Source organism: Campylobacter sp. JH23, assembly GCF_017846595.1.
In the GTDB taxonomy this organism is placed as follows: Bacteria; Campylobacterota; Campylobacteria; order Campylobacterales; family Campylobacteraceae; genus Campylobacter_D; species Campylobacter_D coli.
The window spans coordinates 233,260-260,105 of record NZ_JAEQBP010000004.1 but is presented as its reverse complement, the minus strand read 5'-3'; the positions used below and the strand labels follow the sequence as shown (position 1 = coordinate 260,105).

Annotated in this window: 27 protein-coding genes and 3 pseudogenes; 14 read left to right on the top strand and 16 right to left on the bottom strand. The window is 31.1% G+C overall.

Features of this window, described 5'->3' with window-relative positions; translation table 11 throughout:
* Positions 1-124: 124 nt before the first annotated feature.
* The 6 genes and pseudogenes from KAR88_RS05730 to KAR88_RS05705 all read left to right on the top strand — a co-directional run.
* A pseudogene (locus tag KAR88_RS05730) lies at positions 125-242 on the top strand (N-acetyltransferase); the annotation flags it as partial.
* Between the two features lie 63 nt (positions 243-305).
* Positions 306-926, top strand: a pseudogene (locus tag KAR88_RS05725) (NAD(P)H-dependent oxidoreductase).
* A complete protein-coding gene (locus KAR88_RS05720) occupies positions 926-1,531 on the top strand; it encodes an NAD(P)H-dependent oxidoreductase (RefSeq protein ID WP_002777066.1) in 606 nt (201 codons plus the stop codon). The pseudogene KAR88_RS05725 and the gene KAR88_RS05720 overlap by 1 nt, the downstream one beginning before the upstream one ends.
* Before the next feature lie 150 nt (positions 1,532-1,681).
* Complete coding sequence (gene pgsA, locus KAR88_RS05715; protein ID WP_002777068.1) at positions 1,682-2,218, top strand: CDP-diacylglycerol--glycerol-3-phosphate 3-phosphatidyltransferase; 537 nt, start codon at positions 1,682-1,684, stop codon at positions 2,216-2,218.
* Positions 2,215-3,318, top strand: a complete 1,104-nt coding sequence (gene rseP / locus KAR88_RS05710; RefSeq protein ID WP_002780260.1) for an RIP metalloprotease RseP — start codon at positions 2,215-2,217, stop codon at positions 3,316-3,318. The genes pgsA and rseP overlap by 4 nt, the downstream gene beginning before the upstream one ends.
* Positions 3,315-4,172: pseudogene (locus KAR88_RS05705) on the top strand (VirK family antimicrobial peptide resistance protein). The gene rseP and the pseudogene KAR88_RS05705 overlap by 4 nt, the downstream one beginning before the upstream one ends.
* Here the strand turns inward: KAR88_RS05705 and KAR88_RS05700 are convergent.
* Together KAR88_RS05700 and KAR88_RS05695 are read right to left on the bottom strand one after the other, a co-directional pair.
* Entirely contained in the window at positions 4,165-5,166 is a 1,002-nt protein-coding gene (locus KAR88_RS05700) for a TIM barrel protein (RefSeq protein ID WP_150966200.1), read from the bottom strand. The pseudogene KAR88_RS05705 and the gene KAR88_RS05700 overlap by 8 nt on opposite strands.
* Positions 5,166-6,437 (bottom strand): MFS transporter, encoded by a 1,272-nt coding sequence (locus tag KAR88_RS05695; RefSeq protein WP_150966198.1) that lies wholly within the window; start codon positions 6,435-6,437, stop codon positions 5,166-5,168. The genes KAR88_RS05700 and KAR88_RS05695 overlap by 1 nt, the downstream gene beginning before the upstream one ends.
* A 279-nt stretch (positions 6,438-6,716) precedes the next feature.
* On the opposite strand from KAR88_RS05695, the gene rpsF reads away from it, so the two are divergent.
* From rpsF to rpsR, 3 genes are read left to right on the top strand one after another with little or no spacing between them, the layout of a single operon-like run.
* Positions 6,717-7,094: a 30S ribosomal protein S6 gene (gene rpsF, locus KAR88_RS05690; RefSeq protein WP_002777082.1), complete on the top strand. Its 378-nt coding sequence runs from the start codon at positions 6,717-6,719 to the stop codon at positions 7,092-7,094.
* Between the two features lie 8 nt (positions 7,095-7,102).
* The gene (locus tag KAR88_RS05685) at positions 7,103-7,651 is read left to right on the top strand and encodes a single-stranded DNA-binding protein (RefSeq protein WP_002777084.1); all 549 of its coding nucleotides are present in this window, start codon (positions 7,103-7,105) and stop codon (positions 7,649-7,651) included.
* 10 nt (positions 7,652-7,661) lie between these two features.
* Positions 7,662-7,922 (top strand): 30S ribosomal protein S18, encoded by a 261-nt coding sequence (gene rpsR / locus KAR88_RS05680; RefSeq protein WP_002777087.1) that lies wholly within the window; start codon positions 7,662-7,664, stop codon positions 7,920-7,922.
* 55 nt (positions 7,923-7,977) lie between these two features.
* Here rpsR and lon read toward each other — a convergent pair whose 3' ends face one another.
* Both lon and bamD read right to left on the bottom strand, forming a co-directional pair.
* Positions 7,978-10,353 (bottom strand): endopeptidase La, encoded by a 2,376-nt coding sequence (gene lon / locus KAR88_RS05675; protein ID WP_002783351.1) that lies wholly within the window; start codon positions 10,351-10,353, stop codon positions 7,978-7,980.
* Positions 10,354-10,368: 15 nt separating this feature from the next.
* A complete protein-coding gene (bamD, locus tag KAR88_RS05670; protein ID WP_002780248.1) occupies positions 10,369-11,016 on the bottom strand; it encodes an outer membrane protein assembly factor BamD in 648 nt (215 codons plus the stop codon).
* 164 nt (positions 11,017-11,180) lie between these two features.
* On the opposite strand from bamD, the gene fliW reads away from it, so the two are divergent.
* The 5 genes from fliW to KAR88_RS05645 are packed head-to-tail and all read left to right on the top strand — an operon-like array spanning position 11,181 to position 13,719.
* Positions 11,181-11,570: a flagellar assembly protein FliW gene (gene fliW / locus KAR88_RS05665; protein WP_002777093.1), complete on the top strand. Its 390-nt coding sequence runs from the start codon at positions 11,181-11,183 to the stop codon at positions 11,568-11,570.
* Positions 11,570-12,307 (top strand): pyrroline-5-carboxylate reductase, encoded by a 738-nt coding sequence (locus KAR88_RS05660; protein ID WP_002780246.1) that lies wholly within the window; start codon positions 11,570-11,572, stop codon positions 12,305-12,307. The genes fliW and KAR88_RS05660 overlap by 1 nt, the downstream gene beginning before the upstream one ends.
* On the top strand, positions 12,304-12,609 hold the full coding sequence (locus KAR88_RS05655; RefSeq protein ID WP_002790525.1) for a hypothetical protein: 306 nt from the start codon (positions 12,304-12,306) through the stop codon (positions 12,607-12,609). Before KAR88_RS05660 ends, KAR88_RS05655 begins: the two co-directional genes overlap by 4 nt.
* Positions 12,602-13,270, top strand: a complete 669-nt coding sequence (locus tag KAR88_RS05650) for a hypothetical protein (RefSeq protein ID WP_002790524.1) — start codon at positions 12,602-12,604, stop codon at positions 13,268-13,270. Before KAR88_RS05655 ends, KAR88_RS05650 begins: the two co-directional genes overlap by 8 nt.
* Positions 13,267-13,719, top strand: a complete 453-nt coding sequence (locus KAR88_RS05645) for a hypothetical protein (protein WP_002777117.1) — start codon at positions 13,267-13,269, stop codon at positions 13,717-13,719. Before KAR88_RS05650 ends, KAR88_RS05645 begins: the two co-directional genes overlap by 4 nt.
* Here the strand turns inward: KAR88_RS05645 and KAR88_RS05640 are convergent.
* From KAR88_RS05640 to leuS, 12 genes are read right to left on the bottom strand one after another with little or no spacing between them, the layout of a single operon-like run.
* Complete coding sequence (locus KAR88_RS05640) at positions 13,712-14,341, bottom strand: uroporphyrinogen-III synthase (RefSeq protein WP_002783358.1); 630 nt, start codon at positions 14,339-14,341, stop codon at positions 13,712-13,714. The two genes, KAR88_RS05645 and KAR88_RS05640, sit on opposite strands and share 8 nt — an antisense overlap.
* A complete protein-coding gene (thiE, locus tag KAR88_RS05635) occupies positions 14,319-14,951 on the bottom strand; it encodes a thiamine phosphate synthase (RefSeq protein ID WP_002783359.1) in 633 nt (210 codons plus the stop codon). The genes KAR88_RS05640 and thiE overlap by 23 nt, the downstream gene beginning before the upstream one ends.
* On the bottom strand, positions 14,941-15,753 hold the full coding sequence (gene thiD, locus KAR88_RS05630; RefSeq protein ID WP_002786353.1) for a bifunctional hydroxymethylpyrimidine kinase/phosphomethylpyrimidine kinase: 813 nt from the start codon (positions 15,751-15,753) through the stop codon (positions 14,941-14,943). Before thiD ends, thiE begins: the two co-directional genes overlap by 11 nt.
* Entirely contained in the window at positions 15,753-16,436 is a 684-nt protein-coding gene (locus KAR88_RS05625; protein ID WP_192801295.1) for a 3-methyladenine DNA glycosylase, read from the bottom strand. Before KAR88_RS05625 ends, thiD begins: the two co-directional genes overlap by 1 nt.
* Complete coding sequence (locus KAR88_RS05620; RefSeq protein WP_025431509.1) at positions 16,433-17,194, bottom strand: ATP-binding protein; 762 nt, start codon at positions 17,192-17,194, stop codon at positions 16,433-16,435. The genes KAR88_RS05625 and KAR88_RS05620 overlap by 4 nt, the downstream gene beginning before the upstream one ends.
* 3 nt (positions 17,195-17,197) lie before the next feature.
* Positions 17,198-20,134 (bottom strand): DEAD/DEAH box helicase, encoded by a 2,937-nt coding sequence (locus KAR88_RS05615; protein WP_002787911.1) that lies wholly within the window; start codon positions 20,132-20,134, stop codon positions 17,198-17,200.
* Positions 20,134-20,529 carry a polymer-forming cytoskeletal protein gene (locus tag KAR88_RS05610; protein ID WP_002791735.1) on the bottom strand — a complete coding sequence of 132 codons (396 nt, stop codon included), beginning with the start codon at positions 20,527-20,529 and terminating at the stop codon, positions 20,134-20,136. Before KAR88_RS05610 ends, KAR88_RS05615 begins: the two co-directional genes overlap by 1 nt.
* Complete coding sequence (locus tag KAR88_RS05605; protein WP_002777140.1) at positions 20,466-21,368, bottom strand: M23 family metallopeptidase; 903 nt, start codon at positions 21,366-21,368, stop codon at positions 20,466-20,468. The genes KAR88_RS05610 and KAR88_RS05605 overlap by 64 nt, the downstream gene beginning before the upstream one ends.
* On the bottom strand, positions 21,355-22,542 hold the full coding sequence (locus KAR88_RS05600; RefSeq protein WP_038852022.1) for a Mur ligase family protein: 1,188 nt from the start codon (positions 22,540-22,542) through the stop codon (positions 21,355-21,357). Before KAR88_RS05600 ends, KAR88_RS05605 begins: the two co-directional genes overlap by 14 nt.
* Entirely contained in the window at positions 22,514-23,917 is a 1,404-nt protein-coding gene (locus tag KAR88_RS05595; protein WP_038847409.1) for a hypothetical protein, read from the bottom strand. The genes KAR88_RS05600 and KAR88_RS05595 overlap by 29 nt, the downstream gene beginning before the upstream one ends.
* Entirely contained in the window at positions 23,901-24,413 is a 513-nt protein-coding gene (lptE, locus tag KAR88_RS05590; RefSeq protein ID WP_002777144.1) for an LPS assembly lipoprotein LptE, read from the bottom strand. Before lptE ends, KAR88_RS05595 begins: the two co-directional genes overlap by 17 nt.
* Entirely contained in the window at positions 24,410-26,842 is a 2,433-nt protein-coding gene (gene leuS, locus KAR88_RS05585) for a leucine--tRNA ligase (RefSeq protein WP_002786348.1), read from the bottom strand. Before leuS ends, lptE begins: the two co-directional genes overlap by 4 nt.
* Between the last annotated feature and the right edge of the window lie 4 nt (positions 26,843-26,846).

Here is a 26,846-nt window from a genome sequence, read left to right as displayed (position 1 = left end):
CTAAGCCCCATATTAAAAGTGAAACGGGACTGCTACTTTTTGTTCCCACTATCAAATTGACAGTTTATTTAAGAATACCTTGCCGCATATTTATTAACTCCTTGTATAATACTGAATCTAATTATATCAAGAATTAGAACTAAGTTCAAGTTTTTTTTAGAACACAAGCTCATGAATTTTATATCCAAAAAATGGGTTTTGAAAAATCTGGTTTTGTTTTTAAGAAAAATATCAAACTATAATATTTTTTGATTAAGCTTTGCATTTTATAATTAATATTATTATTTTTGATTTTAAGGAATAAAATGAATTTTAAAGAACTAATTTCAAAACGCAGAGCTTGTAAACTTTTTAATGATAAAAAAATCAGTGAAGAAGATTTGCATTTTATCTTAGAAAGCGGAGTCTTAGCCCCAAGCTCGCATGGATTTGAGCCTTGGAAATTTATCATACTAGACAAAAAAGAAGACAATCAAAAGCTTGCTAAACTTTGTTTTGATCAAGCAAGCGTAGCAAGTGCGAGTCATAATATCATTCTTTTAGCAAGAAAAGACTTGCAAAGCAAGGATGAATTTGCACAAAAATAGATTCGTCGTTTTGCAGGCTCCAAGGAAGAAAATTTTCAAAGAATTTTAAAGATTTATACTCACGATACTGATGCAATGAATGAAAAAGAACTTTATCATTTTGCACAACTTCAATGCTATCTTGCAATGATGCAAATGTCGCTAGCTGCGATGAGTTTGGGGATTGATTCTTGTATGATAGGAGGCTATGAAAAAGATAAGGTGGATGATTTTCTTAAACTTGAGCATCCTTTTGAAACGGCTGTGATCTTATCTTTGGGCTATCAAGCTCACGAGCCAAAATACCCTACTCAACGTTTAAAATTTGATGAAGTGGTTGAATTTTATAAGGAGAAGTGATGAAAACAGAACTTGAAATTTTTAGCACAAGATATTCTTGTAGAAATTTTAAAAATGAAAAACTTAAAAAAGAAGATTTGGATACTATTTTAGAGATAGCAAGATTAAGTCCTAGTTCTTTAGGGCTTGAGCCTTGGAGATTTTTAGTGGTGCAAGATGACAATAAAAAAGAAGAGCTGGCTCAAATTTGCAATCAACAACAACATGTAAAAGATTGCGGGGCGTTAATTATCATTGTTTCAAGGCTTGATTTTTTAGATTATTTTGAAGATAAGCTTAGAAAAAGAGATATGAGTGAAGCAGAAATTCAAAAACGCTTAGATACTTATATGCCTTTTTTACAATCCCTTAGTCAAGAACAAAAAATATCCTATGCAAGAGAACAAGCTCATATAGCACTTGCGAGTATACTTTATAGTGCCAATGCTTTAAATATAGCAAGTTGTACCATAGGCGGTTTTGATAAAGAAAAACTCGATTCTTATCTTTTGCTTGATACTAAAAAAGAAAAATCTACTTTGGTGATAGCTTTAGGGTATTCTAATGATGAGAAAATTCCACAAAAAAATCGCTTTGAATTTGACAAGATAGTTCAATTTCTTTGATTTTTACCTTGCTCTTTTAGGCAAGGTGTTTATATTTTTTACATTATATTTCAAAAAAATATAAATTTAAATATTTTTTTACTAAAGCTTTGCCTAAATCTTATACAATTTTATCTAATAGTTTTATCTTAATCTAAAATAAGGTTTTTTATGAACATACCCAATACTTTAGCTGTGCTAAGGATGATTTTAGCACCCTTGCTCTTTTTTTTATTGAGTTATAAATTTGATAATATACATCAAAGCTGGATTAATTATTTTGCTGCTTTAACTTTTGCTTTGGCAGCCTTGAGTGATTTTTTTGACGGCTTTATAGCTAGAACCTTACAACAAACCACAAAGCTTGGTGGAATTTTAGATCCTCTAGCAGATAAAATGTTAACCCTAGCAGCTTTTTTAGGCCTTCTTCTATCAGGAAAGGCTAATGAATGGATTGTTTATCTTATCTTAGTGCGCGAATTTTTTATCACGGGTTTTCGCGTGGTTATGGTAAGTGAAAATTTAAATGTCAATGCTTCTTTTACTGGAAAATTAAAAACAACTTTTCAAATGATAGCCATAGGGTTTTTAACTATGGAATGGATAGGTGGAGATATCTTGCTTTACATTGCTTTATTTCTCACGCTTTATTCAGGATTTGAGTATATTTTTAGTTATGTTAAGCAAAGCAAAGGAAAATTACAATGAAATCTTTACTTTTTTTAGCTTTGATTTTAATTCTTGGGTTTAAATTTTACTCTATAGAATTTTTAGCAACCATCTTAGTTATTTCTTTTTTGATTTTCTTTCACGAACTAGGTCATTTTTTAGCAGCAAAATCCTTAGGTGTTAAAGTAGAAATTTTTAGCATAGGTTTTGGACAAAGCTTATTTGAGCGTGAATTTAAAGGTACCAAATACCGCTTGAGTGCTTTACCATTAGGCGGTTATGTTAAGCTTAAGGGGCAAGATGATATGCAACCTGGTTTAGAAAATCAGGATCAAGATAGCTATAGTATTTTAAGCCCTATGAAAAAAATTTATATTCTTTTTGCAGGACCTTTTTTTAATCTTTTCCTAGCCTTTTTGCTTTACATAGCCATAGGAAATTTAGGCATACAAAAACTAAGTCCACAAATAGGAAATATCGCACCTAATTCAGCTGCAGCTTTAGCAGGACTTGAAAATAATGACACTATACTTGCTATAAATGGCATAAAAATTCAAAGTTTTGATGAAATTTCTAATCACCTAAGTCTTGAACCCTTAAAAATTCTTATCGACAGAAAAGGAGAAAATTTAGAATTTCTTATCACTCCAAAACTAGGACAAGCTTATAATGATTTTGGACAAGTTGTTTCAAAAGCCCAGCTTGGAGTAAGCCCTAGTGGAAGCACCACTATAATCTATCATCAAGGCATGCAAAGTATAAATTATGCTTTAGATGAGAGCATTAAAGCTTCTACTCTTATAGTAAAAGGTATCGTTAAACTCATAAGTGGTGAAGTTGAGGCTAAAAATTTAGGTGGTATTATCACCATGACTGAGCTTACTTCAAAGGCGGCTGAGAAAAGCTTGGTTGTATTGCTATTTATCACTGCTTTAATCTCCATCAATTTAGGAATTTTAAATCTCTTGCCTATCCCTATGCTAGATGGAGGACATATACTTTTTAATCTTTATGAAATGATTTTTAGACGCAAAGTTCCACCAAGAGCTTTTGAATACCTTAGCTATGGAGGAATGGCTTTGCTTTTAAGCTTGATGGTTTTTGCAACATTTAACGATATCATGAGAGTGATGCAATGAATTTATTTAAATTTCCTATACCTAATTTTAATGACAAATCCAAAAGTACTATTTTTTGGCGTCATATGCGATTTTATTCTAGAAAATTTTTATACTATCCTCAAGTTAAATTTCTTGAAAAAACGCTCAATATGAAAGGAAATGAACACCTAAAGAACTTTTTTTCAAATAGACCCGATGCTTGCTACAATGTCACAAGAAGATTTTGCGATAAAAGCTTTAGCGCTAATGAGCGTGTTAAAACTTTGATTTATGATGTAAACAAGGGACTTGAAAGTTTTAAATTTCTACCCCAAGATCAAATTATTTTCAAATTTGATGAAGATTTTGAACTCTACTTAGGAAGCAATCGTCATGTATCCAAAGAGGGTTTTTGGGCACTTTCTTTAAGATATCAAAACGCACCATTGAACAATGCTGTTTTTGTTTTACCTTAGATAATAAGCTTTTAATTTCTTGCATACAAGGTTATCAATACTCTGATTTTAATGTTTTAGATATCAATAAAATCTTTACAAAAAAAATGCTACGGATTGCGTCCTATTGCCCTGCTTATAGAGTGTATTAAAATGCTTTGTGTATCTTTAAAACTCGATGCCACGCTTGGAGTCCATGAAAAAAATCAAATCCGCTCTCAAAAAGGAGAGGATAAAGGCTATTTTGTTGATTATCAAAAAATTTGGCTAGAAAATGGGGGAAAGCTTGTCAAGATCAATAATCATTTATATTATGAACTTTCTCACAAGCGAAAAAATCTTGAAGAAATTCCAAGCAGCAAGCGTTCAATGTATAAAAAACGCTTTGCTATACTTGAAGAAATCAAACAAGCTTTAGATCAAAGCTTGTTTATATAATACTCTTTAGATATTTCACACTTCTTTCACAACCCTCTTTTTGCAAAATTAAAAGTCTTTCTAGATGTTCTTTAGAAACCTCTTGAGGATAATAATACTGCATTGCTTTTAAGTCATTAAACAAGGGCTTTTCAATTTTAAAAGCTCCTTTGCCCAGCTCTTTAACCCCACCCGTACCCTCTTCTCTCTTAAAAGTAGCACAATAAGGATAGCATTGTTCTACATTGATACGATCTAATCCAGCTTGTTTTAAAATTTCTACACAAGTCTTAATATCCAAATTTCCCTCACCCAAAGGTACACCACATACATACTTAGTATCATCTTCTATAAATACGATATGATCTTTACAATGTGTACTAAAAGTATGCTTAGCCATATTCTCACAAGCTTTAATAGGCTCTTCATAAGCCATCATTGAATTCCCAAAATCATATAAAAATCCTATTCTAGGATGATGAATCAAATTTAATAATTCAAGTAAATCATCAGAAGTTTGATATTCATGATTTTCAATGGCAAGTTTTAAATCATACTCTTCTAAAAGCGGAATTAAAGCCTTGATCTCATCTGCCGTGCTTAAAAATTCACTCTTGTCAAATTTGGCCGTGATTTTAGAATCATCATAAGCTCCATCGCTAGCATTTTTAACCTTTTTATTTTTGTCTGTCAAGGGCACATAAGAACGGATGATTTTAGCCCCTAAAAGCTGAGAAACTTTCGCAATTTTTTCAAATTTGTCCTTATCAAAACCCTTAGAATCAATCTCGCAATACATACCATACGTGTCTAATTTTTCTTTAATTTTTTTAAGATGACCCTCATCGTTGCTTCCTAAACAGCCCCACTCCTCATCCAAGCCAAAATCTTTGATAATATTTATAATAATGCCATCACAACCTAGCTCCTCAGCAAAATCGATATAAGAAAATATATCCATTCTGCCATTTTGAAACCAAAGGTGCATACTTTCTGTTTCTAAACCAATTTTCATCATGCTACCTCTTGTAATGTTTTTTTCTTAGCTATCATTCTAAGCAAGATAGTTGTTATAATCACTCCACAAATCGCAAAAAATCCCATTAAGGCAAAAACGATTTGATATCCCAATAAACCTTTAAACTGATCTATAATAAAACCATAAAGCGCGAAACAAAAAAGTTGTGGAGAATAACCAAATATACAAGCTATACTCATCGCAGCACCACTGATCTCTCTTGGCATTTCAATCTCATCCACAGGAGCAAAAAATGTAGCACGCATAGTAAAAACAATAGCTGCAAACCCTAAAGTTAAACTCATTCCAAAATAAATATTTAACTTTTCATGCGGCATAAAAATAAAAATTAAAATTGCAACTGCAGCCAAAATAAGAGCAAAGCGCAAGTATCTTGTAGAAGAACGGAAAGTCTTATCTGCCAAATAGCCTCCAATTGGTCCTCCAACCAATTTTAAAGTATATTGATTGATAATACCATAAGCACCCACCAAAGCTACTGGCATACCATAAATATCTTTTAAAAAAGGTATAAAATATGTAAGTCCACAATACACCGAATAAATAGTAAAAATTGTCAAAGAAACTACCCAAATTTCAGGTGTTTTAACAGCTTTTATAACTCCATTCCAAGCAGCTTTATTTTTACTGATTTCATGCCCCTCGTCATCTTTAGTGCTGATCTTATCATCTTCAAGTAGAAAATATGCTAATATACCCGCAATAATTACACAAGCACTATAAAAAAGTATAGCGGCTTTAAGTCCACCTGATCCAGAACCCAAAAGTAAGAAAATCCCTAAAGCACTAAAAGCAACTATAGTATCTACAACCCCACGCCCTGCTTCTAAAAATCCAAAAAGTCTTCCTTGTTGAGTAGAGTCTCCAAGTAAACGAATAGCCTTTAAAAGCACAGGCCAATACACCACTTCACCAAACAAAGAAAGCAAACCCCAAGCAATCAAAATTCCATAAAATGAAGGAAAAGTAGAAATATAAATTCCCACCAAGCCAACGCAAATCAATGAAAAAGGAATAAGAATTTTTTTGGAAAATCTATCTGCTATATAAATAGAAGCGAAATTTCCTACAGTCTGAACTATCCCATATACTGAAAGCGCAAGCCCAATTTGAGTATTGCTAAGATTCATAAATTCTTGCATAGGTACATAAAAAGCATCTTTTAAAGAAGAAAGTTTAAAAACCGTTCCCCCGCCAATCACTAAAACAATAAAAGTAAACCATCGTATAGGTTTTGCATTTTGCATGAAATATCCTCCCGTATTTTAATTATCTAAACTCAGGTATCATCAAAATAAATAATAACATAAAATCAAAATAAGCAAGTATATAAATATTAATTTTTTTTAATATGTTGTAATTAAGTAACAAATGATAATCAACATAAAGCTAAATTAAACATTCTCTATTGACGCCCGAAAAGTAAAGATTAAGTATATTTTGATATAATTAAGCTTTGCATTGTAAAAACTTTGCAAAATCCTTGCCTGTGAAAAACATAGGCTTAACATCCAAAAGGAGAATATATGAAACATTATGAGGTTTTATTTATTTTAAAACCAACGCTTACCGAAGAGGAAGTGAATGCAAAGTTGGAATTCGTAAAAGAAGTCCTTGTAAAAAATGGTGCAGAAATTGAAACCGTTGTTCCAATGGGCACTAGAAAATTAGCGTATAAAATCAAAAAATACGAAAGAGGAACTTATTTTGTAATTTATTTCAAAGCTCCTACAAACTTAATTGCAGAGCTTGAAAGAATTTTAAGAATTACAGAGGAAGTAATAAGATTTTTGATTGTAAAATATGAAAATAAAAAAGAAATTGCAGCTTGGGAAAAACTAAGCCATGGCATCAAACAGTCTAAAAAAGAGATCAAACCTTTAGACGCGCCTGAAATTCAATAAGGAAAAAAATGTTTAATAAAGTTGTTTTGGTAGGTAATCTAACACGCGATATAGAAATGCGTTATGGTCAAAATGGAAACGCTATCGGAGCTTCGGCTATCGCGGTAACAAGAAGGTTTACCACAAATGGAGAAAGACGAGAAGAAACTTGCTTTATCGATATTAGCTTTTATGGTCGTACTGCTGAAGTAGCAAACCAATATCTCTCTAAGGGTTCTAAAGTCCTTATAGAAGGTCGTTTAAGATTTGAACAATGGAATGATCAAAATGGACAAATGCGCTCTAAGCACAGCGTTCAAGTTGAAAACATGGAAATGCTAGGAAACAATCCTCAACAAGGTGGAAATTTTAACAATGGTGGAAATAATTATGGAGCTAATAATAATTATTCAAATTATGAAAACCAAAGTTATGATCCTTATATGAGTGAAAATAATTTCAAAAAAGCTCCACAGCAAGCACAAACAAAAACACAAAATCCTAACCAAAACCAAGAAAAAATTAAAGAAATTGATGTTGATGCTTATGATAGCGATGACACCGATTTACCATTTTAAAGGATAAACTATGGCAGAAAAAAGAAAATACTCTCGCAAATATTGCAAATACACAGAAGCAAAAGTTGAATTTATTGATTATAAAGATACAGCTATGTTAAAACATGCTTTATCAGAAAGATTTAAAATCATGCCTCGCCGCTTAACAGGAACAAGCAAAAAATACCAAGAAATGGTAGAAGTTGCTATCAAACGCGCTAGACATGTAGCTCTTATTCCTTATATAGTAGATAGAAAAGAAGTAGTTAACAATCCTTTCGAAGGACTATAAGTTATTAAAAAAGGCAAAATCAATATTTTGCCTTTTTCTCCCCTCGCTCTAGATTTTAAACCAAAGCGTATTTTAAAACCTCATCAAAATCTTTAACTCCAATTATTTTCATATTATCTTTAACCTCATCAGGAATATCTTTTAAATCTCTTTCGTAATTTTTCTTTGGAATCAAAGCTATTTTAATATCAGCCTTATATGCTGCGATAAGCTTTTCTTTGAGCCCTCCTATAGGCAATACATTACCCGCCAAATCTATTTCCCCTGTCATTGCTACATCAGAACGAACTTTTTTATCACTAAAAACTGAAGCAATAGCTGTACTCATCGTAATTCCAGCACTTGGTCCATCTTTTGGAGTTGCACCATCGGGTACATGGATGTGCAAATTATAACTATCATAAACATTAGTTTTAGGATCAAGAATCATCTTTTTAGGAATTTTAATCTTCCCTTCATCGATTAAAACCTTAATCACACTAAAAGCAATTCTAGCAGATTCTTTCATCACATCACCCAAACTTCCAGTAAGAGTTAACTCTCCCTTGCCTTTGATCTTAATCGCTTCAACCTTTAAAACATCTCCACCCACACTGGTCCATGCTAAGCCATTGACTTGTCCTATGCGGTTTTCTCCATCATGCTTTTCTATCTCAAAAACTTTTTTATCTAAAAATTCATTTAAATTTTTAACATTGATACTTACTTTTTTGATATTTTCTAAAAGTAATTTTTTAGCACTTTTACGGCACAGTTCAGCTATCTTTCTGCGTAGATTTCTTACCCCTGATTCTCTAGTGTATTCGCTTATGATAAGCTCTATAGTCTCATCATTAATATCTAATTCACTAGATTTTAATCCATGTTTTTTAAGTTCATCAGGAATTAAATATTTTTTAGTAATGTGAAATTTTTCATTTGGAGTGTAAGAGCTTAACTCTATAAATTCCATCCTATCTCTTAAAGGAGCAGGTATATTGCTTATATCATTAGCTGTTGCTATAAAAATCACCTTGCTTAAATCAAGATTAAAATTTAAATAATAATCCCTAAATTTAGAATTTTGCTCCGGATCTAAAATTTCTAAAAGAACTGCGCTAGGATCACCTCTAAAGCTTCTGTTTAACTTATCAATTTCATCAAGCACAACTACAGGATTGATTTGTTTTGCTTCAATTAAACCCTGAGTAATGCGCCCTGGCATCGCACCTATATAGGTACGGCGGTGTCCGCGCAATTCATTCACATCTTCTAAGCCCCCTAAAGCTATACGAATAAGTTCTCTTTTTAAGGCCTTAGCGACAGAATTAGCCAGTGAAGTTTTTCCAACTCCTGGAGGCCCATAAAGACAAAGTATAACCTTAGCCCCATCTTTATCTGCTACACCGCGTTTTTCTAAAAGCTCACGAACAGCAAAATACTCTTCAATGCGCTCTTTTGGTTTATTAAGAGCATAATGATCATGATTTAACTGCTTAGCCACTTCTTTGATATCAAGTTTTTTCTTTGCTATTTTCTCAAAAGGCACATCCAAAGCGGTTTCAATATAAGTTTGTATCATAGAAGCTTCAGAATTATCCTGATGTATACGTTCAAATTTTTCAATTTGCTTTTTAATTTCCTTATAAGCATCCTCGTGCATAAATTTCTTTTTGCTTTCTAATTTTTTATAATAATCTCTAACTTCGTCTTCTTTTTGATTGTCACTACCTAATTCTTTTTGAATTTGTCTAAGTTGCTCTTTTAAAAAATATTCTTTATTGACTTTATCAATACGAGAATGAACTTTGTTTTTAATTTCCTTTTGAATTTTATTGGCTTCTATCTCTTGGGCTATCAAGTCTATTAATTTTAAAAGCTTTTCTTCTAGATCGGTTAAGATAAAAAATTGATAAGCTTCTTGCTTTTTTATACGAACAGTATTTAAAATCAAATCACAAATTCTAGAAGCATCTAAACCCTCATCTATAGTTCGGAGCAAATCAGGTGAAAAATAATGGCTAATATTTGCCAAAGCTCTAACTTTTTCTTTTAAAACATCCAGTAAAGCTTCTTTTTTTGTGCCCTCTAAAAACTCTTCTTTAATTAGCTCTATTTTAGCCTCTAAGGGCTTGCTCGAAAGTGGTTTTATAATCCTAGCCTTAGCATAACCTTGAAAAAGTATTTTTACTCTACCATCAGGCAAGGGAACTTTTCTCATAATCGTTCCAACTACCCCACAATCATAAATTTCATCAAAAGATCTTCCATTTTCGAGCTTTGAAGGGGCTACAAAAAGCATTGAATCATTTTTAATAGCTAAATCCAAAGCTTTCATATTTGCTGAATCGCTAATAAAAATTGGGGTAATCATAAATGGATATAAAAATAATTCATCTTCTACTAAAATAGGTAAATTACTTGGATAATTTTGCATTTCTTCAATTTGCATCAGTTTCCCTTAAATCTAAAATTTTTCAAATATACTTCTATACCAAGGAAGTTCTGGCTTGATAATGCTTTGTTGATAAAACTCACTTTCTTGCAATCTTTCTTGGTAAATTTCAGCACTTTGAGTATGACCTGTACGCTCATATAAATCCTGTATTGTATCATTTAAATAAAATACAGCTAAATTAAATTTAGTTAACATAGTCTGTACTAAAGGTTCGTATTCTGTATAAGGATAATCATTTAAAAAACTATCTATTTCTTTTTGGCTTTCAAGCATTAAAGCTTGGTTACGATTTGGCACGGCAAAGGCATCAAATTTAGCTTTGATTTTAAGATAGCGAATATAATCTGCATTGCGTGAATTTCCAAATTTTTTATTATACTCATCTAAATAAAACTCCGCTAATTGATATTCTTCTTCATCCATATGTGCTTGTGCTAAGATAATTTGTGTTGTTTCTAAAAGCGGATCTGCTATATGCTCACTTGCCATACCATTATAATGATCATCAGCTTTTTCCAAATCTTTATCTTGCAAATCTTTAATGATTTGTTTATACCATTCATTTGCACTTAAATTATACAATCCTTCATCATTTTTTGTACTGCAAGCACTGAATAAAATCCCCAATAAAATACATAGAAAGAAATTTTTTTTCATTAATTTTTACCTTTTTCATTTTTTTAGTTAAATACACTATTTTAAATGCTTTATGATTATTTCTAGTTAAAATTATAGTGAAAATAAATAAATAAATTTAAATTTTGGAACTAATATTGCTTATTTTGTGATAAAATATTTTATTATAAACTCGAGGAGAAAAAATGACACTAGCTGTTAAATGCCCTATCTTAGGTTTTGAAGAAACCAAAAATATGGAATTTTCAACCATTGATGAAGTGTTTGTAAGACTTAAAAGTCTTGATGGAAAAGATTTTTCTTTTGTTCTTATTAATCCTTATCTTATAAGACCAGATTATGAATTTGAGATACCTACATACTACCAAGAATTGCTTTCTTTGACACCAGAGTCAAATATGAAAATTTTCAATATAGTAGCAATTGCTAAAAGTATAGAAGAATCTACTGTAAATTTCCTAGCTCCTGTGGTTATTAATCTTGATAATAATTCCATGGTGCAAGTAATCTTAGATACTGTAGCTTATCCTAACTTTTTTCAAGCGGATCAAATTGCAAATTATATTAAGAAGTAATGAAAGCTGATTTATATATACTTGCTAATGGTGCGATGGCGCAAGCTTTGGCTTATGGATTAAAAGATTCTTATAATATCTATATAGTCGGTAGAAATTTAGAAAAGCTTCAAATTTTAGAAAAAGAAGGTTTTAAAACTTTACTCTATAAAGATTTTAATATAGAAAATAAAAATATTATCTTAGCTTTTAAACCTTATGCCTTAGAAAGTGTCGCAGCAAATTTAAAAGGCAAGGCAAAAATTTTAATTTCAGTTTTAGCCAATACGGATTTTGATAAATTAAAACTTATCCAAGCCCAAAATTATGCAAGGATAATGCCAAATACAGCAGCTAAATATAAAGCTTCCACAACTCCTTATGTTTTAAAAAATTCAAATTTTAAAGATGAAGTCATAGAAATTTTAAATACTTTTGGCAAGGCTTATGAGTTAAACGAAGAAAAACAAATGAATGCTGCGATGGCTATAAGCGGTTGCGCTCCTGCTTTTTTAGCATTAGTAGCTGAAAGCATTGCTAATGCTGGCGTGTATGAAGGATTATCAAAAGAGCTGAGTTTAAATCTCACTCGTTCGCTTTTTAAAAGTGCTGCAGCCTTGCTAGAAAACGAGCACCCAGCCATCATTAAGGAAAATATCTGCTCGCCTGCAGGTGTTACCATAAAAGGGATTAAAGTATTAGAGCAAAAAGGTATCCGTGGGACTTTTTTTGAGGCTCTTAATGCTAGTGCAACATGAAAGTTGCATTCTCGCTTTTAGAATTAATTCTTTGTATAATTATCCTAGGATTAATTTTTACAAGTATTTCTAAATTATTTTATCAGCTAAATGACAATCATGATTATTTAAATTATTTTGAAAGATTATACACACTGCAAGATAAACTTTATACCGATCCTCATCAAAGAGATATAAAACTTCATATACAGAATTTAAAAACTTTTGATTTTAAAGAAAACTTTATAAATGATAATATCTTTCAATTTAAAAAATTACATATTCAAAATCAAGATTACTCCCTATATTTTTACGATGAATAAAGCTTTTAGTCTTTTTGAAACTATTCTTGTATTAATTCTAATCGGATTTTTAGCACTTTTTCTATCAAGGACATTGTGGGAATTTTATTATTTAAACAATCAACAATTAAAAATGAAAGATTTGATACTAAAAACTCATTTAAGTGTGTTAAGATTAGAAAAATTGCTTCAAACTTGCACTAATATTACTTTTGAGCCAAATCATATAAGCTGTTTGCTTAAAGATGATTTATTATATCTTGATGATAATAAAGAAAAATTATTAAATTCTAGCCTTATTTTAGAAAACAATACAAGTTTATATTCTCCCAATAGTAATTTTAAACTTCAACTTCAAAATCGAAAAGAATTGTATAATGATGAGCAAAATATCATTTATGCTTTAGTAAATAAAGAAATTAAAAAAATATTCATTCATTCAGAAAATAATATCACTGCTTCTTTTAAGGGTAAATTTATCCCTATCCAAGCTAGAATAAAATTATTTCTTAAAGAAGATAAAATTCATTATGAGCTCTATCCTTATTTTAATAATCAGCTTGAGCAATACTCTATATTTATGGATAATGTAAGCTTATTTGAAATACAAAAACAAAAACTTAAAGTATGTTTAAAAGAACAAGAGCAAGAATATTGCCTTACAAAAAGGTTATTCATATGAAACGAGCCTATATTTTACTATCCTTGGTATTTTTAATCAGTGCTTTAGGGATATGGCTTAGTTTAAATATCACCACTTCAAGTTATATACCAAGATTTGTAAAAGATGCTTATTATTATTTACAAGCCCAAATTTTAGCCGATGAGAAACTCGTTAAATATTTACTTTATCAAGCTAAATTAGACGGAAAGGAATGTTTAGATTCTATCACGCTTCACTATCCTAATTTAAACGATAAAATCAAAATACAATACCACTATCCCATAGCCCAGTGTAAAAATTTCAAATTTCAAGCGATCAACAAAGATGCAAATTTAAGCCAAGATGGTATCATAATCGCGCATATGAGTATAGCGTTAAATACACAAAAAAATGTCAATGATGAAATTTTAATAAATAAAACCTTTATCTTGCATACAAAAGAATCATTTTGGAATCAAACTAAATAAGACTTTTAGCCAATTTCACACACTCTTTTAAATCCTGTTTAGAACTTATAAAAAGATTATCTAGATGAGTAAGTTTTTTTGCTGTGCTCTGCCCTATTGCTATGACCTTATCTTCCTTTTTTAAATCATATTGTTTAAAAAAATTTTCCACACTCAAAGGAGAAGTAAAAATAAAAATAGCAGGATGAAGGATTGTTTGCTTGCTTTTTTTAAAAACATTCTTATAAACAATGATTTCTTGTAAATCTACCCCATAAGTTCTAAGATCTAAATTTAAAGTAGAAGCTATATTTTCAGCCCTTAAATAAAGGCATTTTTGGTTTTTTAATTCCTCTTTAAAATGATTAAAAAGCTCACTTCCATAAGATTTTGGCGCAAATTGAACCTTTTTAAAACCCATATCCTTAGCAAATTGAGCAGTGTTTTGCCCTACTGCATATACATTAATATCTAAATTTAAACTATTTTTTGTTTTTTTTAAAGCTTTTAGGGCATTTTTTGAAGTACAAAGTAAAGCATCAAATTCATCTAAATTGACACCAAAATCGTAAAAAACTATCTCATTTAAAACAAGATTTTCCACACCCTCAAAAACAGTCTCATTTAAAAGATAAATTTTCATTCATTTCTTGCCTAAGCTCTTTAGTTGCCAAATAAGCATTTTGCGCATCCATTATGGCTCTAACTACTGCAATGCCACTTATTTTAATGCCCTTTAGCTCTTTAATCAGCTCTTTATCAATCCCGCCTATTGCTACCACGCCTATAGGGCTTTTTTCACAAATTTGACTCAAGGTTTCAAAACTTATAACAGAACTTTCTTTAGTTGGAGTAGCCTTAATCGCACCACAACCTAAATAATCAGCCCCGTCAATATCTTTTAATTGTTCTAAGTTCTTAAGACTTAAGCCTATGATTTTTTCTTTACCTAAAATTTTTCTTGCAAAGCGCACTTCTAAATCCTCTTGCCCTAAATGCACCCCATCAGCATCTAAAGCCAAGGCGATATCGATTCTATCATTGATTAAAAAGGGTATTTCATACTCCTTGCAAAGCTTTTGTACTTTCAAGCCAAGCTTGTAAAATTCTCTTGAACTTAATTCTTTTTCACGAAGTTGGATTATACTTACTCCACCCTTTATCGCTTCTTCAAGCGTGTTTAAAAAAAGCTCGTCACTTTTTTTTCCACGACTTGCTACAAGATAAAGACTAAGATCTAAATCATTTTTCATTTAAAAACCTGAAAAAATGGTTAGTTGGCCCACAGCCCTTCCCTAAATTTAAAGAATAATAAATTGCATTTCTTACATATTCTTTTGCCTCACTTACAGCATTATACAAATCTTTTCCCAAGGCTAAATTACTAGCAATTGCCGAAGAGAGTGTACAACCTGTACCATGAGTGTTTTTTGTTTCTATGCGTTCGCCTTTTAAAATAAAAATTTCATTACCATCAAAAAGCACATCATTGGCATTTTCTTCACTATGCCCCCCTTTAAGCAAAACAGCTTTTGCTCCTTGCGTACATAAATATTTAGCCGCTTTTATCATATCTTCTTCATTTTTTATTTTAAAATCGCAAAGAAATTCCGCTTCTGGGATATTAGGCGTAAGAATATCTGCAAATTTCACTATGGTTTTTTTAAAAAAATCACAATTTTCTTGTGGCATTAAAGCAAAACCATTTTTTGCAAACATCACAGGATCGATAACTATATTTTGGGGTTTGAATTTTTCTAAATTTCTAGCCACACACTCCATCAACTCACAAGTTCCTATCATTCCTATTTTAGTCGCCTTTGGCACTATATCTTCAAAAACAGCAAGCATTTGCTCATCCACACTTTGAACGGGTATATCATGAACTGAAATCACTCTTGCAGTATTTTCAGCCACTACACTTAAAACAACACTCATACCAAAAAGATTGTGAGCGCTAAAAGTTTTAAGATCAGCTTGTATGCCAGCCCCACCACTACAATCACTTCCAGCTATACTCAATACAGGAATTAAATCACTTCCTTTTGCTTTCATTATTCTTCCTTTAAATTTTGAATCAAATTTTCACCCTCTAAAGTCAATTTTACTCCCTTGAAGGCAACTTTTCCAAAAGCAATAATCGCAGCATGGAAAATTTGATAAAGTTCAAAAAGCTCGTATTTTTTTTCTAAAATTTGACACAAATTTTCTTGCTCGTTTTCTATGCCGCTTTCAAAAAATTCTCTTAAATCTTCATAATTTTCAAATTCATAACCCAAATGTGTAGCCAATCTTTGCGTATAGCTATCCACAACCAAAATTTCTCTTTTGCAAAGATAATTTAAAATGCTATCCACGCTTTCAAAGCCTAAACCTTTAGTATTTAAAAGCCATTCTCGATCTACATTTTTCTTAAAATTTTCTATATTGCTATAAGTATCTAAAATCTTATTTGCTAACTCTTTTAAGCGTTTGGCTTTGGTATTGTAAAATCCACTTGGTTTTATCAGAGTAGCAAGCTCTAGATTGGATAAATTTGAAAGCTGCTCTAAGCTTGAAATTCGCGCATTTTTTAAGTTATTTAACGCCTTTAAGACATTATCCCATTTTGTATTTTGGGTTAAAATCACAGAAATTAAAAGCTCAAAATCGCTCAAGCCTTGATTCTCAAGCCAATCAAATTCTTTAAAATCCAAATTGCAAGCAAGAAGTTTTTTAAAAATATCAGCTCCATTCATTCAATACTTTCCTTAAAGGCTAAATAAAATTGCTTTGCAGTTCTTCCACTTCTACTTGCTCTTAAATTTGCAAATTCTTTTGCTTTTTTATGCAAAAGCTCTTTATCGCATTTTATATCTTTAAAATAAAAATCAACAAGCTTTAAATACTCGTTTAAATTTCCTTGATAAAAACTAAGCCAAAGGCCAAATCTATCGCTTAAACTCAATCTCTCCTCAGCCGCATCGCTTGCATGAAGCTCTGTATGAGCAACTTGAACTCCTTGATTATCACTCATACTTTCACTTAATAAATGGCGTCTATTAGAACTCGCATAAATAATAATATTTTGCGGAGGTGCTTCTATACTACCCTCTAACAAGGGCTTTAAAAATTTATAACTATCATCGTTTTTTTCAAAGGAAAAATCATCACAAAATAATATAAATTTAAAAGGCTGTTCTCTTAACTCATCGATAATATCAACTAAAGCAAATAAATCATCTTTAGCTAACTCTACAAGCCTTAAGCCTTTGTCTTTAAATTCATTAAAAATAGCCTTAATCAAGCTTGATTTACCCGTACCCTTAGCACCCCATAAAAGTGCGTGATTTGCTCCTTTATTATGGATAAAATTTAAAGTATTTTGATAAAGGACATTTTTTTGTTCTTCCATGCCCAATAAATCATTTAAGCTGATATTATCAAGATCTATAATGGGTTTTAAATAATCTTTTCTAGATCTATAAATTGCCGCATAAGTTTTATCCCAGTCAATCATTTATTTATCTTTCCTTAAATGCGTTAAAACTGCTTCTATAATATCATCATCATCTTTGCTTCTTGCTTTAATAAACTCTTTTTCATCATTGATCTTTACAAATTGTATATTTTGCTCAAAATTGCTTATGGTTTTAAATTTCCCCAAAGCTAAAATTTTAATTATAATCAGCATTAAAAATTGCTTCGTATAAAGATCAAGTTTTCCAAAGCGGTCCTCGATTTCACCTTCAATTTCATAGACTTCATCTATATTTTTACATTTACTAAGTCTACGATAAAGCTCCAATCTTAAACGATCTTCATTGATAAGTTCTGAATTTAAAAAAGCATTGATGGTAAGTTTTAAGTCTATTTTTTTCTCTTCAAAGCTTTCTTTTTTAGTAAGTGCATTTAACTCATCTTCTAGCATTTTAAGATACAAGCTAAGTCCAATTTGCTCTATGTGTCCGCTTTGATCGATACCTAGCAAATTTCCACCTCCGCGAATTTCAAGATCATGATAAGCTAAAACTGAACCTGCTCCTAAATAAGAATTACTCTCTAAAGAAACAAGACGCTTAAGTGCATCTTGAGTAAGTTCTTCTTTATTTTCAACTAAAAAATAACAATACCCCTGCCTATCACTCCTGCCTACACGGCCGCGTAATTGGTGCAAATCAGCCATTCCAAATCTATCACTTCTTTCGACTATCATAGTATTTGCATTAGGCAGATCAATACCGCTTTCAACAATAGAAGTGCTTAAAAGTAAATCGTATTCTTTGTTTTCAAATTTAAGCATTTCTTCTTCTTGAATCTTCGCATCAATTTTAGAATGCAAAATCAAAATCCTTAAATTTTTAAATAAATCAAGTAAATGTTTTTTACATTGCTCTATACTTGCAATATGATTGTGTATATAAAAAATTTGTCCGCCGCGTCTTAATTCTCTTGTTATAGCCTCTTTTAAAAGCGCATCATCATTTTCTTTCACAAAGGTTCTAACATCAAGCCTATCTTCTGGAGGGGTTTGTAAAACACTATAAGATTTTATAGAGCTTAAAGCTTGATTTAAACTCCTTGGTATAGGAGTAGCAGACATAGATAAAAGATGAGAATTTTGGGTTAATTCTTTTAATTTTTCTTTTTGTTTTACTCCAAATTTATGCTCCTCATCAATGATAACAAGGGCTAAATTTTCACATTCTACATTTAAAAGTGCGTGGGTGCCAATCACCACGCAGGCTTTGTTTTGTTCTAAATTTAACATTAAAGTTTTTTTCTCTTTAGTGCTTGTAAAGCGATCCAGTTTAAAAACTTCAATGCCAAAAGGCTCAAAACGCTTTTTTAAACTCTTATAATGCTGATGAGATAAAAGCGTGGTAGGCGCAAAGAAAAAAGCACAAAAACCGCTTTTTACCACGGGATAAATAGCATTCATCGCAACTTCGGTTTTACCAAAACCCACATCACCGCTTAAAAGTCTATCCATCACTTTGCCGTTTTCAAAATCGTTTAAAATTTCTTCACAAGCCTTATTTTGATCTTGTGTATAAGAAAATCCAGCTTTTGAAACAAAATAAGCTTGATCTGCATAATCTATCTTGATTTCTTTTGGTTTAATTAAAGCTCTTTTAGCCGCCATAATAACAATCTCAGAAGCAATAGCCAAAAGCTTGGTTTTTAGCCTTTCTTTTAGCCTGATAAAAGTCATTTTTCCCAAGCGATCTAAAAGCGGTATGCCTCCACTAGCTCCTAAATACTTATCTATCATATAAAGATTTTCAACCGGTAAAAGAAGTTTATCGCTATTTTGATATTCAATGGCAACAAATTCTTTCTTAGCCTCACTAATGCTAATCATTTCAAGACCTAAGAATTTACCCACACCATAATCCTCATGAACGATAAAATCACCAATTTTTAACTCATCTATAATCAAATTTGCTTTACGCTTATATTTTTGTTTTTCTTTATGATTTAATGAGATGATAAGTTCTTGATTGCTAATTAAATTAAGGATCAAATCGCTTTTTTGAAAAGAAATATTTTGTGTATTTTCAAGCTCTAAAGCCTTAAACAAAGCTTCATTTTTAGCCAAAATCGTAATTTTTTTATTTTGTTGCAAAGAAAAGAAGTCTTTATTGTAAGAACTTTTTAAATCCTTATAAACAGAGGCTTGGGGTATAATTTTAGCATTGATTTTGCTAAGATCTTTATCCCATTCTTCTTGATTGAATTTTTTGATACTTATAAAATCAAGTTCTAAATAATCACAAAAATCATCAATACACCAAAATCCTAAAGAATTAATATCATTAATCAAAACATCGCTATTGAAATTTTCTAATTTGTCTTTAAAATTTTCATAATTTTCCTCAGAAAAATATGTCAAAAAAGGACAAATTTCAAGTTCTTCATATTCTTTGGGAAATGATTTTTGATTCATAGGATCAAATTTTCTAATGCTTTCTAACTCATCTCCAAAAAGCAAAACCCTAGTAGGTAATTCTTCATTGATACAAAATATATCAATAATCTCTCCGCGTATACTTACCTCACCCTTATCTTGAACCATATCCACAAATTCATATCCAAGCTTGTTGAGCTCATTTTTAAATTCACTTAAATTAAAAACATTTTTCTTAGAAAGTTTGTAATTTTTTAAATGTTTTTGACCGGGTAATTTTTTAAGTATGGTAGACAAAGGGGAAATAAGAATTTTAGTATCTTTTTCCTTGTGATAAGCATTTAAAACCTTGCAAAGCTCAAAAAGCTCCTTGGAAAAAGCCCTTAAATCATCTCCGAATTCAGCTCTAAAATCAGGTAAAACAAAGGTTTTTAGATCCTTAAAAAGAGCAACTTGAGAAAGCAAAAAAGATTCTTTATCATCTTCGCAAAGCACTAATTGTGCTATATTTGAATCTTGTAAATACTCAAAAAAATTTGCTTGCATTATTCTGAGCTATTCTCTAACAACCTTACAGGCTCTTCTTGCTTTATTTTACTAGTCCCATTAAAACGACCGCCATTTTCTATAGCTAAGTCTTTAATGCTGATATTCCCGCTAACCACGCCACCTGCTAAAATTTCAAGGCTATCTGCCTCCAAATCGCCTTCAAAGCAGCCATTAACAACTATCTTATCAGCCTTAAGCTCACCTTTTAAATTCCCATTTTTTCCTATAACTACTATGCTTTCAGAATGCACTATACCATTAAGCTCTCCATCCACATGAAGCATAGAAGCAAAATAAAATTCACCCTCTATTCTAGCACCTGATGAAATTACTGTTGTTTCGGAACTGGAGCTAAGTGCTGTGCCGTTACCGCTTTTATTAAAGATTGCCATGGAACTCTCCTTTCTTGATTAAAAAACTCATTCATATTTTTTCTTTCTAAATTTAAAAAATATAAAGGTTCTAAGGTTTTATTAATAAACCTTACTTCATAGTGCAAATGCGGACCTGTTGAAAGTCCTGTGTTGCCAGTATAGCCTATCAGTTGCCCCTTATTGACAAACTGGCCTGCTTTAACAACATCTTTTCTCACCATATGAGCAAAAACAGTTTTAAAGCCAAAATTATGTAGCAAAATCACATTATACCCATAACCATTGTCACTATATCCTGAAAACTCAACCACCCCACTAGCAGGTGCATATATAGGCGTACCTATCGCTGCTCTTAAATCAATACCTGGATGAAATTCTCTTCTTTTCAAAAGAGGGTGTTCCCTCCATCCAAAATTTCCCGTAACGCCTTTATTTTCAATAGGCCATCCATTAGGAATTTGTCCTAAAATCCCAATTTGCTGCTCATTTGTAAGCTTTAAATTATCAAGCCTATCTGTAATAGTAAGATTATTTTCAGCTTCTAAGCCCAAAGCTTCTTCAAAAGAAGCAATCTTATCTTCTATAGCTGCATATTGCTTTGCTTTTTCTTCAACATTTTTTTGCATTTGCGCATTAGCAAGTTCTAATTCCTTGCTTTTTGCTAAAAGCTCTTCTCTTTTAGTACTAATATCACTCAGTTTGCTATCAAGATATTTAATATAAAAACCGCTAAAAATTAAAAACAAAAATATAAAAGCTACTACATAAAGAACGATTTTTTTAATGATCTGATTTAAATAAAAATGCCTTGAACCATTAATATCTGTAATAGTGATGGTAAATTTATTTTTTATCACTCCACTCCTTTAAAAAACTTTCGACTAAAGCGAAAGAACCAAAAACTAAAGTTTTTTTCTTTTCATCTAAAGAAACAAATTCTTCACACTTAAGATTTAAAGCATTGGCAACTTGATAAATTTTATCATTAGCCAATCTTCTTTCTAAACTTACATATTTATATATTTTTATTGTATCAATAATAGGCTTTAATGTTTTTAAAATCTCAAAAATATCTTTATCAAGATAAGAATTGTAGATTAAAACAAGCTTTTCGCCACTAAATTTTTTACACAGGGCGCTAGCAGCCATAACATTATGACCCACATCCACATACAAATGGGGCGCAATTTGCTCACAGCGTCCCTTTAAATTTAATTTTCCTAATTTTAACAAAGCTTGACTAAGTTTTTCTTTAGAAAGTAATATTTCTAATGCATTTAAGGCTAAAATTAAATTGTGTCTTAAAAATTCAGGCAAATCGTATTTTTGAACATACTCATTTAATTGCATTAAATTTTCATCCTTTAACTGCCATGAAAAATATAATTTTGTATTTTTTAAAAATGCTATTTTTTGAGCCATTTGCAAAACTCTTTCATCTTGCTCGCTTGAAATCAAAGCTTGTTTTGCCATAACTTTAAATTTTGTTCTAGCAATCTTTTCTAAACTATCTCCTAAAATTTGAGTATGATCAAATCCCACCTTTGTAAAAATACTCAAGCTTTTATCAAAAACAGAAGTTGCATCATATTCACCCCCAACTCCTGCTTCAAAAATCGCATAATCACAATCTTTAAAAAGCTCGACTGCTAAAAAAGTAGCATATTCAAAATAGCTAAGTTTTTTTAAATTATCCTTAAAAATATCTAACAAATTTTCATGCGCGAGCTCTAAATCATTTTCGCTAACAATATCTCCATTTTTATAAAAGCGCTCACGAAATTCAAAAATATGCGGACTGGTATAATGCCCCACTTTAAAACCCAAGCCTTCTAAAAGCTGGGTTAAAAATCTACCCGTACTTCCTTTTCCATTGGTTCCTATAATATGCACAATGGGTTTAATCGAAAAATTTGTTTTATATTTTTCATACATTCTAAACATAACAAAACGATCGATCTTGTCATAATTTGTACTTTTTTGTACTAAAAATTCATCAACCTTACTGATCTTTTGCATTGTTTCTTTCATCTAAATTTGAAATTTGATTCATTAATTCTTCTAAAATATTAGCATGGGGCTTACTTTGCTTATCCAAATAAGCTGTGGTAATTTTTGGAGTAATAATATCTTGCTTATAAATAAAACGAAAATTTTCAATAGTCTTTAAATTTTCTCGGACAAGCTGTGCCACTTTTTCTTTATTTCTTCCAGGTGAAATAATAAGATAACTCTTTTCATCTATCATCCAAAGCTCATCAAATTCAGAGCAATTATCTTTTAAAATTTTTTTAAAACGCACAAAAATTTCATTTAAGCTACCTACCCCATACCTTTCCATAATAAAACGATAATTTTTTATAGAAAATAATGCTAAAGAATAATTAACTTTATATTTATTGTAATTTTCATCCAATCTCTCAAGCTCTTTTAAAACACTCCAAGATTCACGCTCTTCTAAATTTTGCGTAAATTCAATTTGTGCATTTAAAGAATTAATCCTCTCATTAAGTTGTATAAATTTTTGTTTTAAAAGTTCAAAACTAAGTTTTATTTCCCCTTGTTTATCGGGTTTTAAGGTATTTATAAAATCCATATTTTGCTCATTGGACTTGTTTAACAGCATAAAAAGCTCATAAATCTTTTTCAAGTTATCATTAAAAAAATTTAAATTTTTTTGCACATACATATTATCAACCATCACACGACGATTGACAAATTCTAAAAGTTCATTTTTAAAACCGCTTTCACTTAAAAGAAAGGGTTTTTGAAGTAAATTTTGTACAAAACCATGAATTTTAAGATCCTCAACCAAAGATGGATTCAAACAAGAGGCCAAAAGTTCAGCAAAAACTTCTAAACTCCTTTCTTCTAACTTATTTAGAAGTTTTTTAACCACGGTATCAAAATCATCATATTTTGCGATGCCATATCTTCTTAATCCGCCTTCTAAATCATTTTCGTTATAATTTTTTTCAAATTCTTTCCATTTTTTAGAAAGCAAATAAATACTTTCGCTGTCCATAGTTTTTGAAATTCTAATAGAAGTAATTTTAGCCAAGTCTCTGATTTTTTTATCTTTACTTACTTGCAAACTTTTAGATAAGGTAGCCAAAAAATCGAAAAATTCACTAAATTGCTTTCCATTTTGTCTATTTAATGCGGAGATTAAAAAGCTTATTAATTCTTCTAAAGTACGGATGGATTTAGAATTTAACTCTTGTTGATAGTTTGGTAAAAGCAAAGCTTTATATTTTTCAAGCTTGGCTTTATTTGAGCTTATTAAACCATATTTTTTAGAAAGCTCTTCAAAAATTTCTGTATAATTTTCAGGGGTAGGACGAAGCTTTCTATCCTTAAGTGTGATTAAAGTTTCTTTTGCTATTTCATTAATATTGGGCAGCACGCTTTTGTCCCTTGATAGCTATTACTGAAATAAATTCATCAAAAGCTTCGCTAGAAGCTGAGCGTATAGCTTCGTAGCGCGCTGTATCACTGATAATACTGTTAGGTGATATATCAAAATTATAGCTTCCACTTGTATTAAAATGTTCGACGCTACCATCCTTAAATACCACTTTAAATTCTAGATTAAGTTTGGCTTTGTAGCTTACAACATAACCATTTTGATCATAGATTAAAGGGATAAATTCAAGATTATTCATCCTAACATTGATCACATCATCTGCCTCATGTTTTAAAGCCAATCTTCGTCCCAATTTTGAAATAACCATCTCTTTAAGCGTATCGGCTACGAAAATACTGTTTCTAGGATCTTGAAGGCTTAATTCCACATTCACATATACTTTATCATCAAAAATATTATCCGCTACTTTTGAAGTTGGAACATAACCACACGCCCCTAAAAACAAAGCTACGATAAAAAATAAAATTCCTTTCATTTTATCACCAAATTTACCAGTTTTCCCTCTACATAAATCTCTTTAACTATGTTTTTACCCTCTAGCCATTTTGAAACTTTTTGCTTTGCTAGCTCTAAAATTTCATCTTGACTTGCCGAGCTTGAAACTTCAATTTCTCCACGCTTTTTGCCATTTACGCTGATGCCTAAATTTAAACTATCTTTTACAAAAACTTCTTCTTTTAAATTTAAAACCTTAAAATTCTCACATTTAAAAAGCTTATCACTTAATTCAAAGCACACATGAGGAATAATAGGTTCTAAAATATTTAAGATAATATAAAAAGCTTCCTGTTCTAAAGCTTCATTTTTACAAGGAGCTAAAGCATTAAGCGCTTCCATACAAGCAGCGATTAGGGTATTAAAAGCAAAGCTTTGAGTATAAACTTCAAAAGATTTTTTCAAAGCTTCATACACTTTCAATCTAGCGTATTTTTCTTCCTTATTTAAATCATCATGCTTAAATTCTAAAAGCTCCCCAGCTCTTACATTTTGAGCCCTATCATAAAGCCTACAAATAAACCTATAAGCCCCCTCAACCGCATCATCATTCCATTCAAGTTCTTTAGCAGGAGGTGCAGCAAAAAGGATAAAAAGTCTTGCAGTATCGGCTCCGTATTTATTGATAATATCATCAGGATCGACTACATTTCCTTTGGATTTAGACATTTTGGCACCATCTTTTAAAACCATACCTTGAGTTAAAAGTCTAGCAAAAGGCTCATTATCCTCTAAATAGCCTAAATCTTTTAAAACTTTTTGAAAAAATCTTGCATAAAGCAAATGTAAAATGGCATGCTCTATGCCACCTATATATTGATCAACATTCATCCAATACTTCACACTTTCTTTATCCAAAGCCTTTTCTTGCCATGTTTTTTCATCACTTGCAAAGCGTGCAAAATACCATGAACTTTCAAAAAAAGTATCCAAAGTATCGCTTTCTTTTTGTGCTTCTTGTCCACATTTTGGACAAGTACAATTTTTCCAAATAGGATGTTTTTCAAGCGGATTGCCCTCTCCTGTGATTTGAATATCTTCAGGCAAGGTAATAGGTAAATTCTCAATTTTTTGAGGCACAATCCCACAATTTTTGCATTTTACCATAGGTATAGGAGCACCCCAGTATCTTTGGCGAGAAACTCCCCAGTCGCGAATTTTAAAATTAATAACCCTTTTTCCTAACTTTTCATCTTCAAATTTTGAAATAATTCTCGCTCTTACTTCATTGCAATCAAACCCATTAAATTCACCACTTTGGATAAGCTTTCCTGTTTTTTGAACATGAGGAAGCTGTGCATCTTCACACTCAATCACTTGCTTGATTTCAAGTTTGTATTTATTAGCAAATTCAAAATCTCTCTCATCGTGAGCTGGAACAGCCATTACAGCCCCACTACCATAATCAGCTAAAACAAAATTTGCCACCCAAACAGGGAGTTTTTCTTGAGTCAAAGGATGGATAGCGTAAATTCCTAAAAAACACCCTTCTTTATCAGCTATTTGTCTTTCCCTAGCGCTTTGTTTTTGCATATTTTTAATTTGTTCTACTTTTTCATCATCTAAACAATTTGCTTGTATTAAATTTTGCACAATTTTATGTTCAGGTGCTAAAGCTACATAAGAAATACCATAAATAGTATCTGCGCGAGTAGTAAAAACTTCAAAAGATTGTGTCTTTGTTTTTTCCAAGCTTTCTTTGTCTAAATTTAAAGAAAATTCCAAACCTTCACTTTTACCTATCCAATTTTCTTGCATGGTTAAAACCTGAGAAGGCCACTTATCTTTTAAATTTTCAAGTTCGCTTAAAAGTTCCTCTGCATAGGCTGTAATTTTTACATAATACCCTGGCATCTTTTTTTGAACCACTTCATGTCCACAACGCCAACACTTTCCATCTTCTACTTGCTCATTTGCCAAAACGGTTTGATCTTGCTCGCACCAATTTACATTCGCTTCTTTGGTATAAATCAAACCTTTTTCATACATTTTGATAAAAAATTCTTGTTCAAATTTTGTATAAAGCGGATCAGAGGTTGCAAGCATTCTTTTTTTTGAAAAAGAAAATCCTAAAGAAAAAAGTTCATTTTTCATATAGGCTATATTCTCATAAGTCCAAGATTTTGGATGAATTTTGTGCTTAATAGCTGCATTTTCAGCGGGCATACCAAAACTATCAAAACCGATAGGATGTAAAACATTATAACCTATCTTGCGATAATATCTAGCAATAGCGTCACCTATACTATAATTTCTCACATGTCCCATATGTATACGACCACTTGGATAAGGAAACATAGATAAAATATATTTTTTAGGTAGGGTTAAATCATCTTTGGGTTCAAAATACTCATTTTTGTCCCAAATTTCTTGCCATCTTTTTTCTATTAAATTTGCATCATAAGCCATAATA

Bases quoted from the DNA above. Each gene is read 5' to 3' on its own strand.
- KAR88_RS05720 (WP_002777066.1), top strand. From the start codon at position 926: ATGAAAACAGAACTTGAAATTTTTAGCACAAGATATTCTTGTAGAAAT.
- pgsA (WP_002777068.1), top strand. From the start codon at position 1,682: ATGAACATACCCAATACTTTAGCTGTGCTAAGGATGATTTTAGCACCC.
- rseP (WP_002780260.1), top strand. From the start codon at position 2,215: ATGAAATCTTTACTTTTTTTAGCTTTGATTTTAATTCTTGGGTTTAAA.
- KAR88_RS05700 (WP_150966200.1), bottom strand. From the start codon at position 5,166: ATGAAAATTGGTTTAGAAACAGAAAGTATGCACCTTTGGTTTCAAAAT.
- KAR88_RS05695 (WP_150966198.1), bottom strand. From the start codon at position 6,437: ATGCAAAATGCAAAACCTATACGATGGTTTACTTTTATTGTTTTAGTG.
- rpsF (WP_002777082.1), top strand. From the start codon at position 6,717: ATGAAACATTATGAGGTTTTATTTATTTTAAAACCAACGCTTACCGAA.
- KAR88_RS05685 (WP_002777084.1), top strand. From the start codon at position 7,103: ATGTTTAATAAAGTTGTTTTGGTAGGTAATCTAACACGCGATATAGAA.
- rpsR (WP_002777087.1), top strand. From the start codon at position 7,662: ATGGCAGAAAAAAGAAAATACTCTCGCAAATATTGCAAATACACAGAA.
- lon (WP_002783351.1), bottom strand. From the start codon at position 10,353: ATGCAAATTGAAGAAATGCAAAATTATCCAAGTAATTTACCTATTTTA.
- bamD (WP_002780248.1), bottom strand. From the start codon at position 11,016: ATGAAAAAAAATTTCTTTCTATGTATTTTATTGGGGATTTTATTCAGT.
- fliW (WP_002777093.1), top strand. From the start codon at position 11,181: ATGACACTAGCTGTTAAATGCCCTATCTTAGGTTTTGAAGAAACCAAA.
- KAR88_RS05660 (WP_002780246.1), top strand. From the start codon at position 11,570: ATGAAAGCTGATTTATATATACTTGCTAATGGTGCGATGGCGCAAGCT.
- KAR88_RS05655 (WP_002790525.1), top strand. From the start codon at position 12,304: ATGAAAGTTGCATTCTCGCTTTTAGAATTAATTCTTTGTATAATTATC.
- KAR88_RS05650 (WP_002790524.1), top strand. From the start codon at position 12,602: ATGAATAAAGCTTTTAGTCTTTTTGAAACTATTCTTGTATTAATTCTA.
- KAR88_RS05645 (WP_002777117.1), top strand. From the start codon at position 13,267: ATGAAACGAGCCTATATTTTACTATCCTTGGTATTTTTAATCAGTGCT.
- KAR88_RS05640 (WP_002783358.1), bottom strand. From the start codon at position 14,341: ATGAAAATTTATCTTTTAAATGAGACTGTTTTTGAGGGTGTGGAAAAT.
- thiE (WP_002783359.1), bottom strand. From the start codon at position 14,951: ATGAAAAATGATTTAGATCTTAGTCTTTATCTTGTAGCAAGTCGTGGA.
- thiD (WP_002786353.1), bottom strand. From the start codon at position 15,753: ATGAAAGCAAAAGGAAGTGATTTAATTCCTGTATTGAGTATAGCTGGA.
- KAR88_RS05625 (WP_192801295.1), bottom strand. From the start codon at position 16,436: ATGAATGGAGCTGATATTTTTAAAAAACTTCTTGCTTGCAATTTGGAT.
- KAR88_RS05615 (WP_002787911.1), bottom strand. From the start codon at position 20,134: ATGCAAGCAAATTTTTTTGAGTATTTACAAGATTCAAATATAGCACAA.
- KAR88_RS05610 (WP_002791735.1), bottom strand. From the start codon at position 20,529: ATGGCAATCTTTAATAAAAGCGGTAACGGCACAGCACTTAGCTCCAGT.
- KAR88_RS05600 (WP_038852022.1), bottom strand. From the start codon at position 22,542: ATGAAAGAAACAATGCAAAAGATCAGTAAGGTTGATGAATTTTTAGTA.
- lptE (WP_002777144.1), bottom strand. From the start codon at position 24,413: ATGAAAGGAATTTTATTTTTTATCGTAGCTTTGTTTTTAGGGGCGTGT.
- leuS (WP_002786348.1), bottom strand. From the start codon at position 26,842: ATGGCTTATGATGCAAATTTAATAGAAAAAAGATGGCAAGAAATTTGG.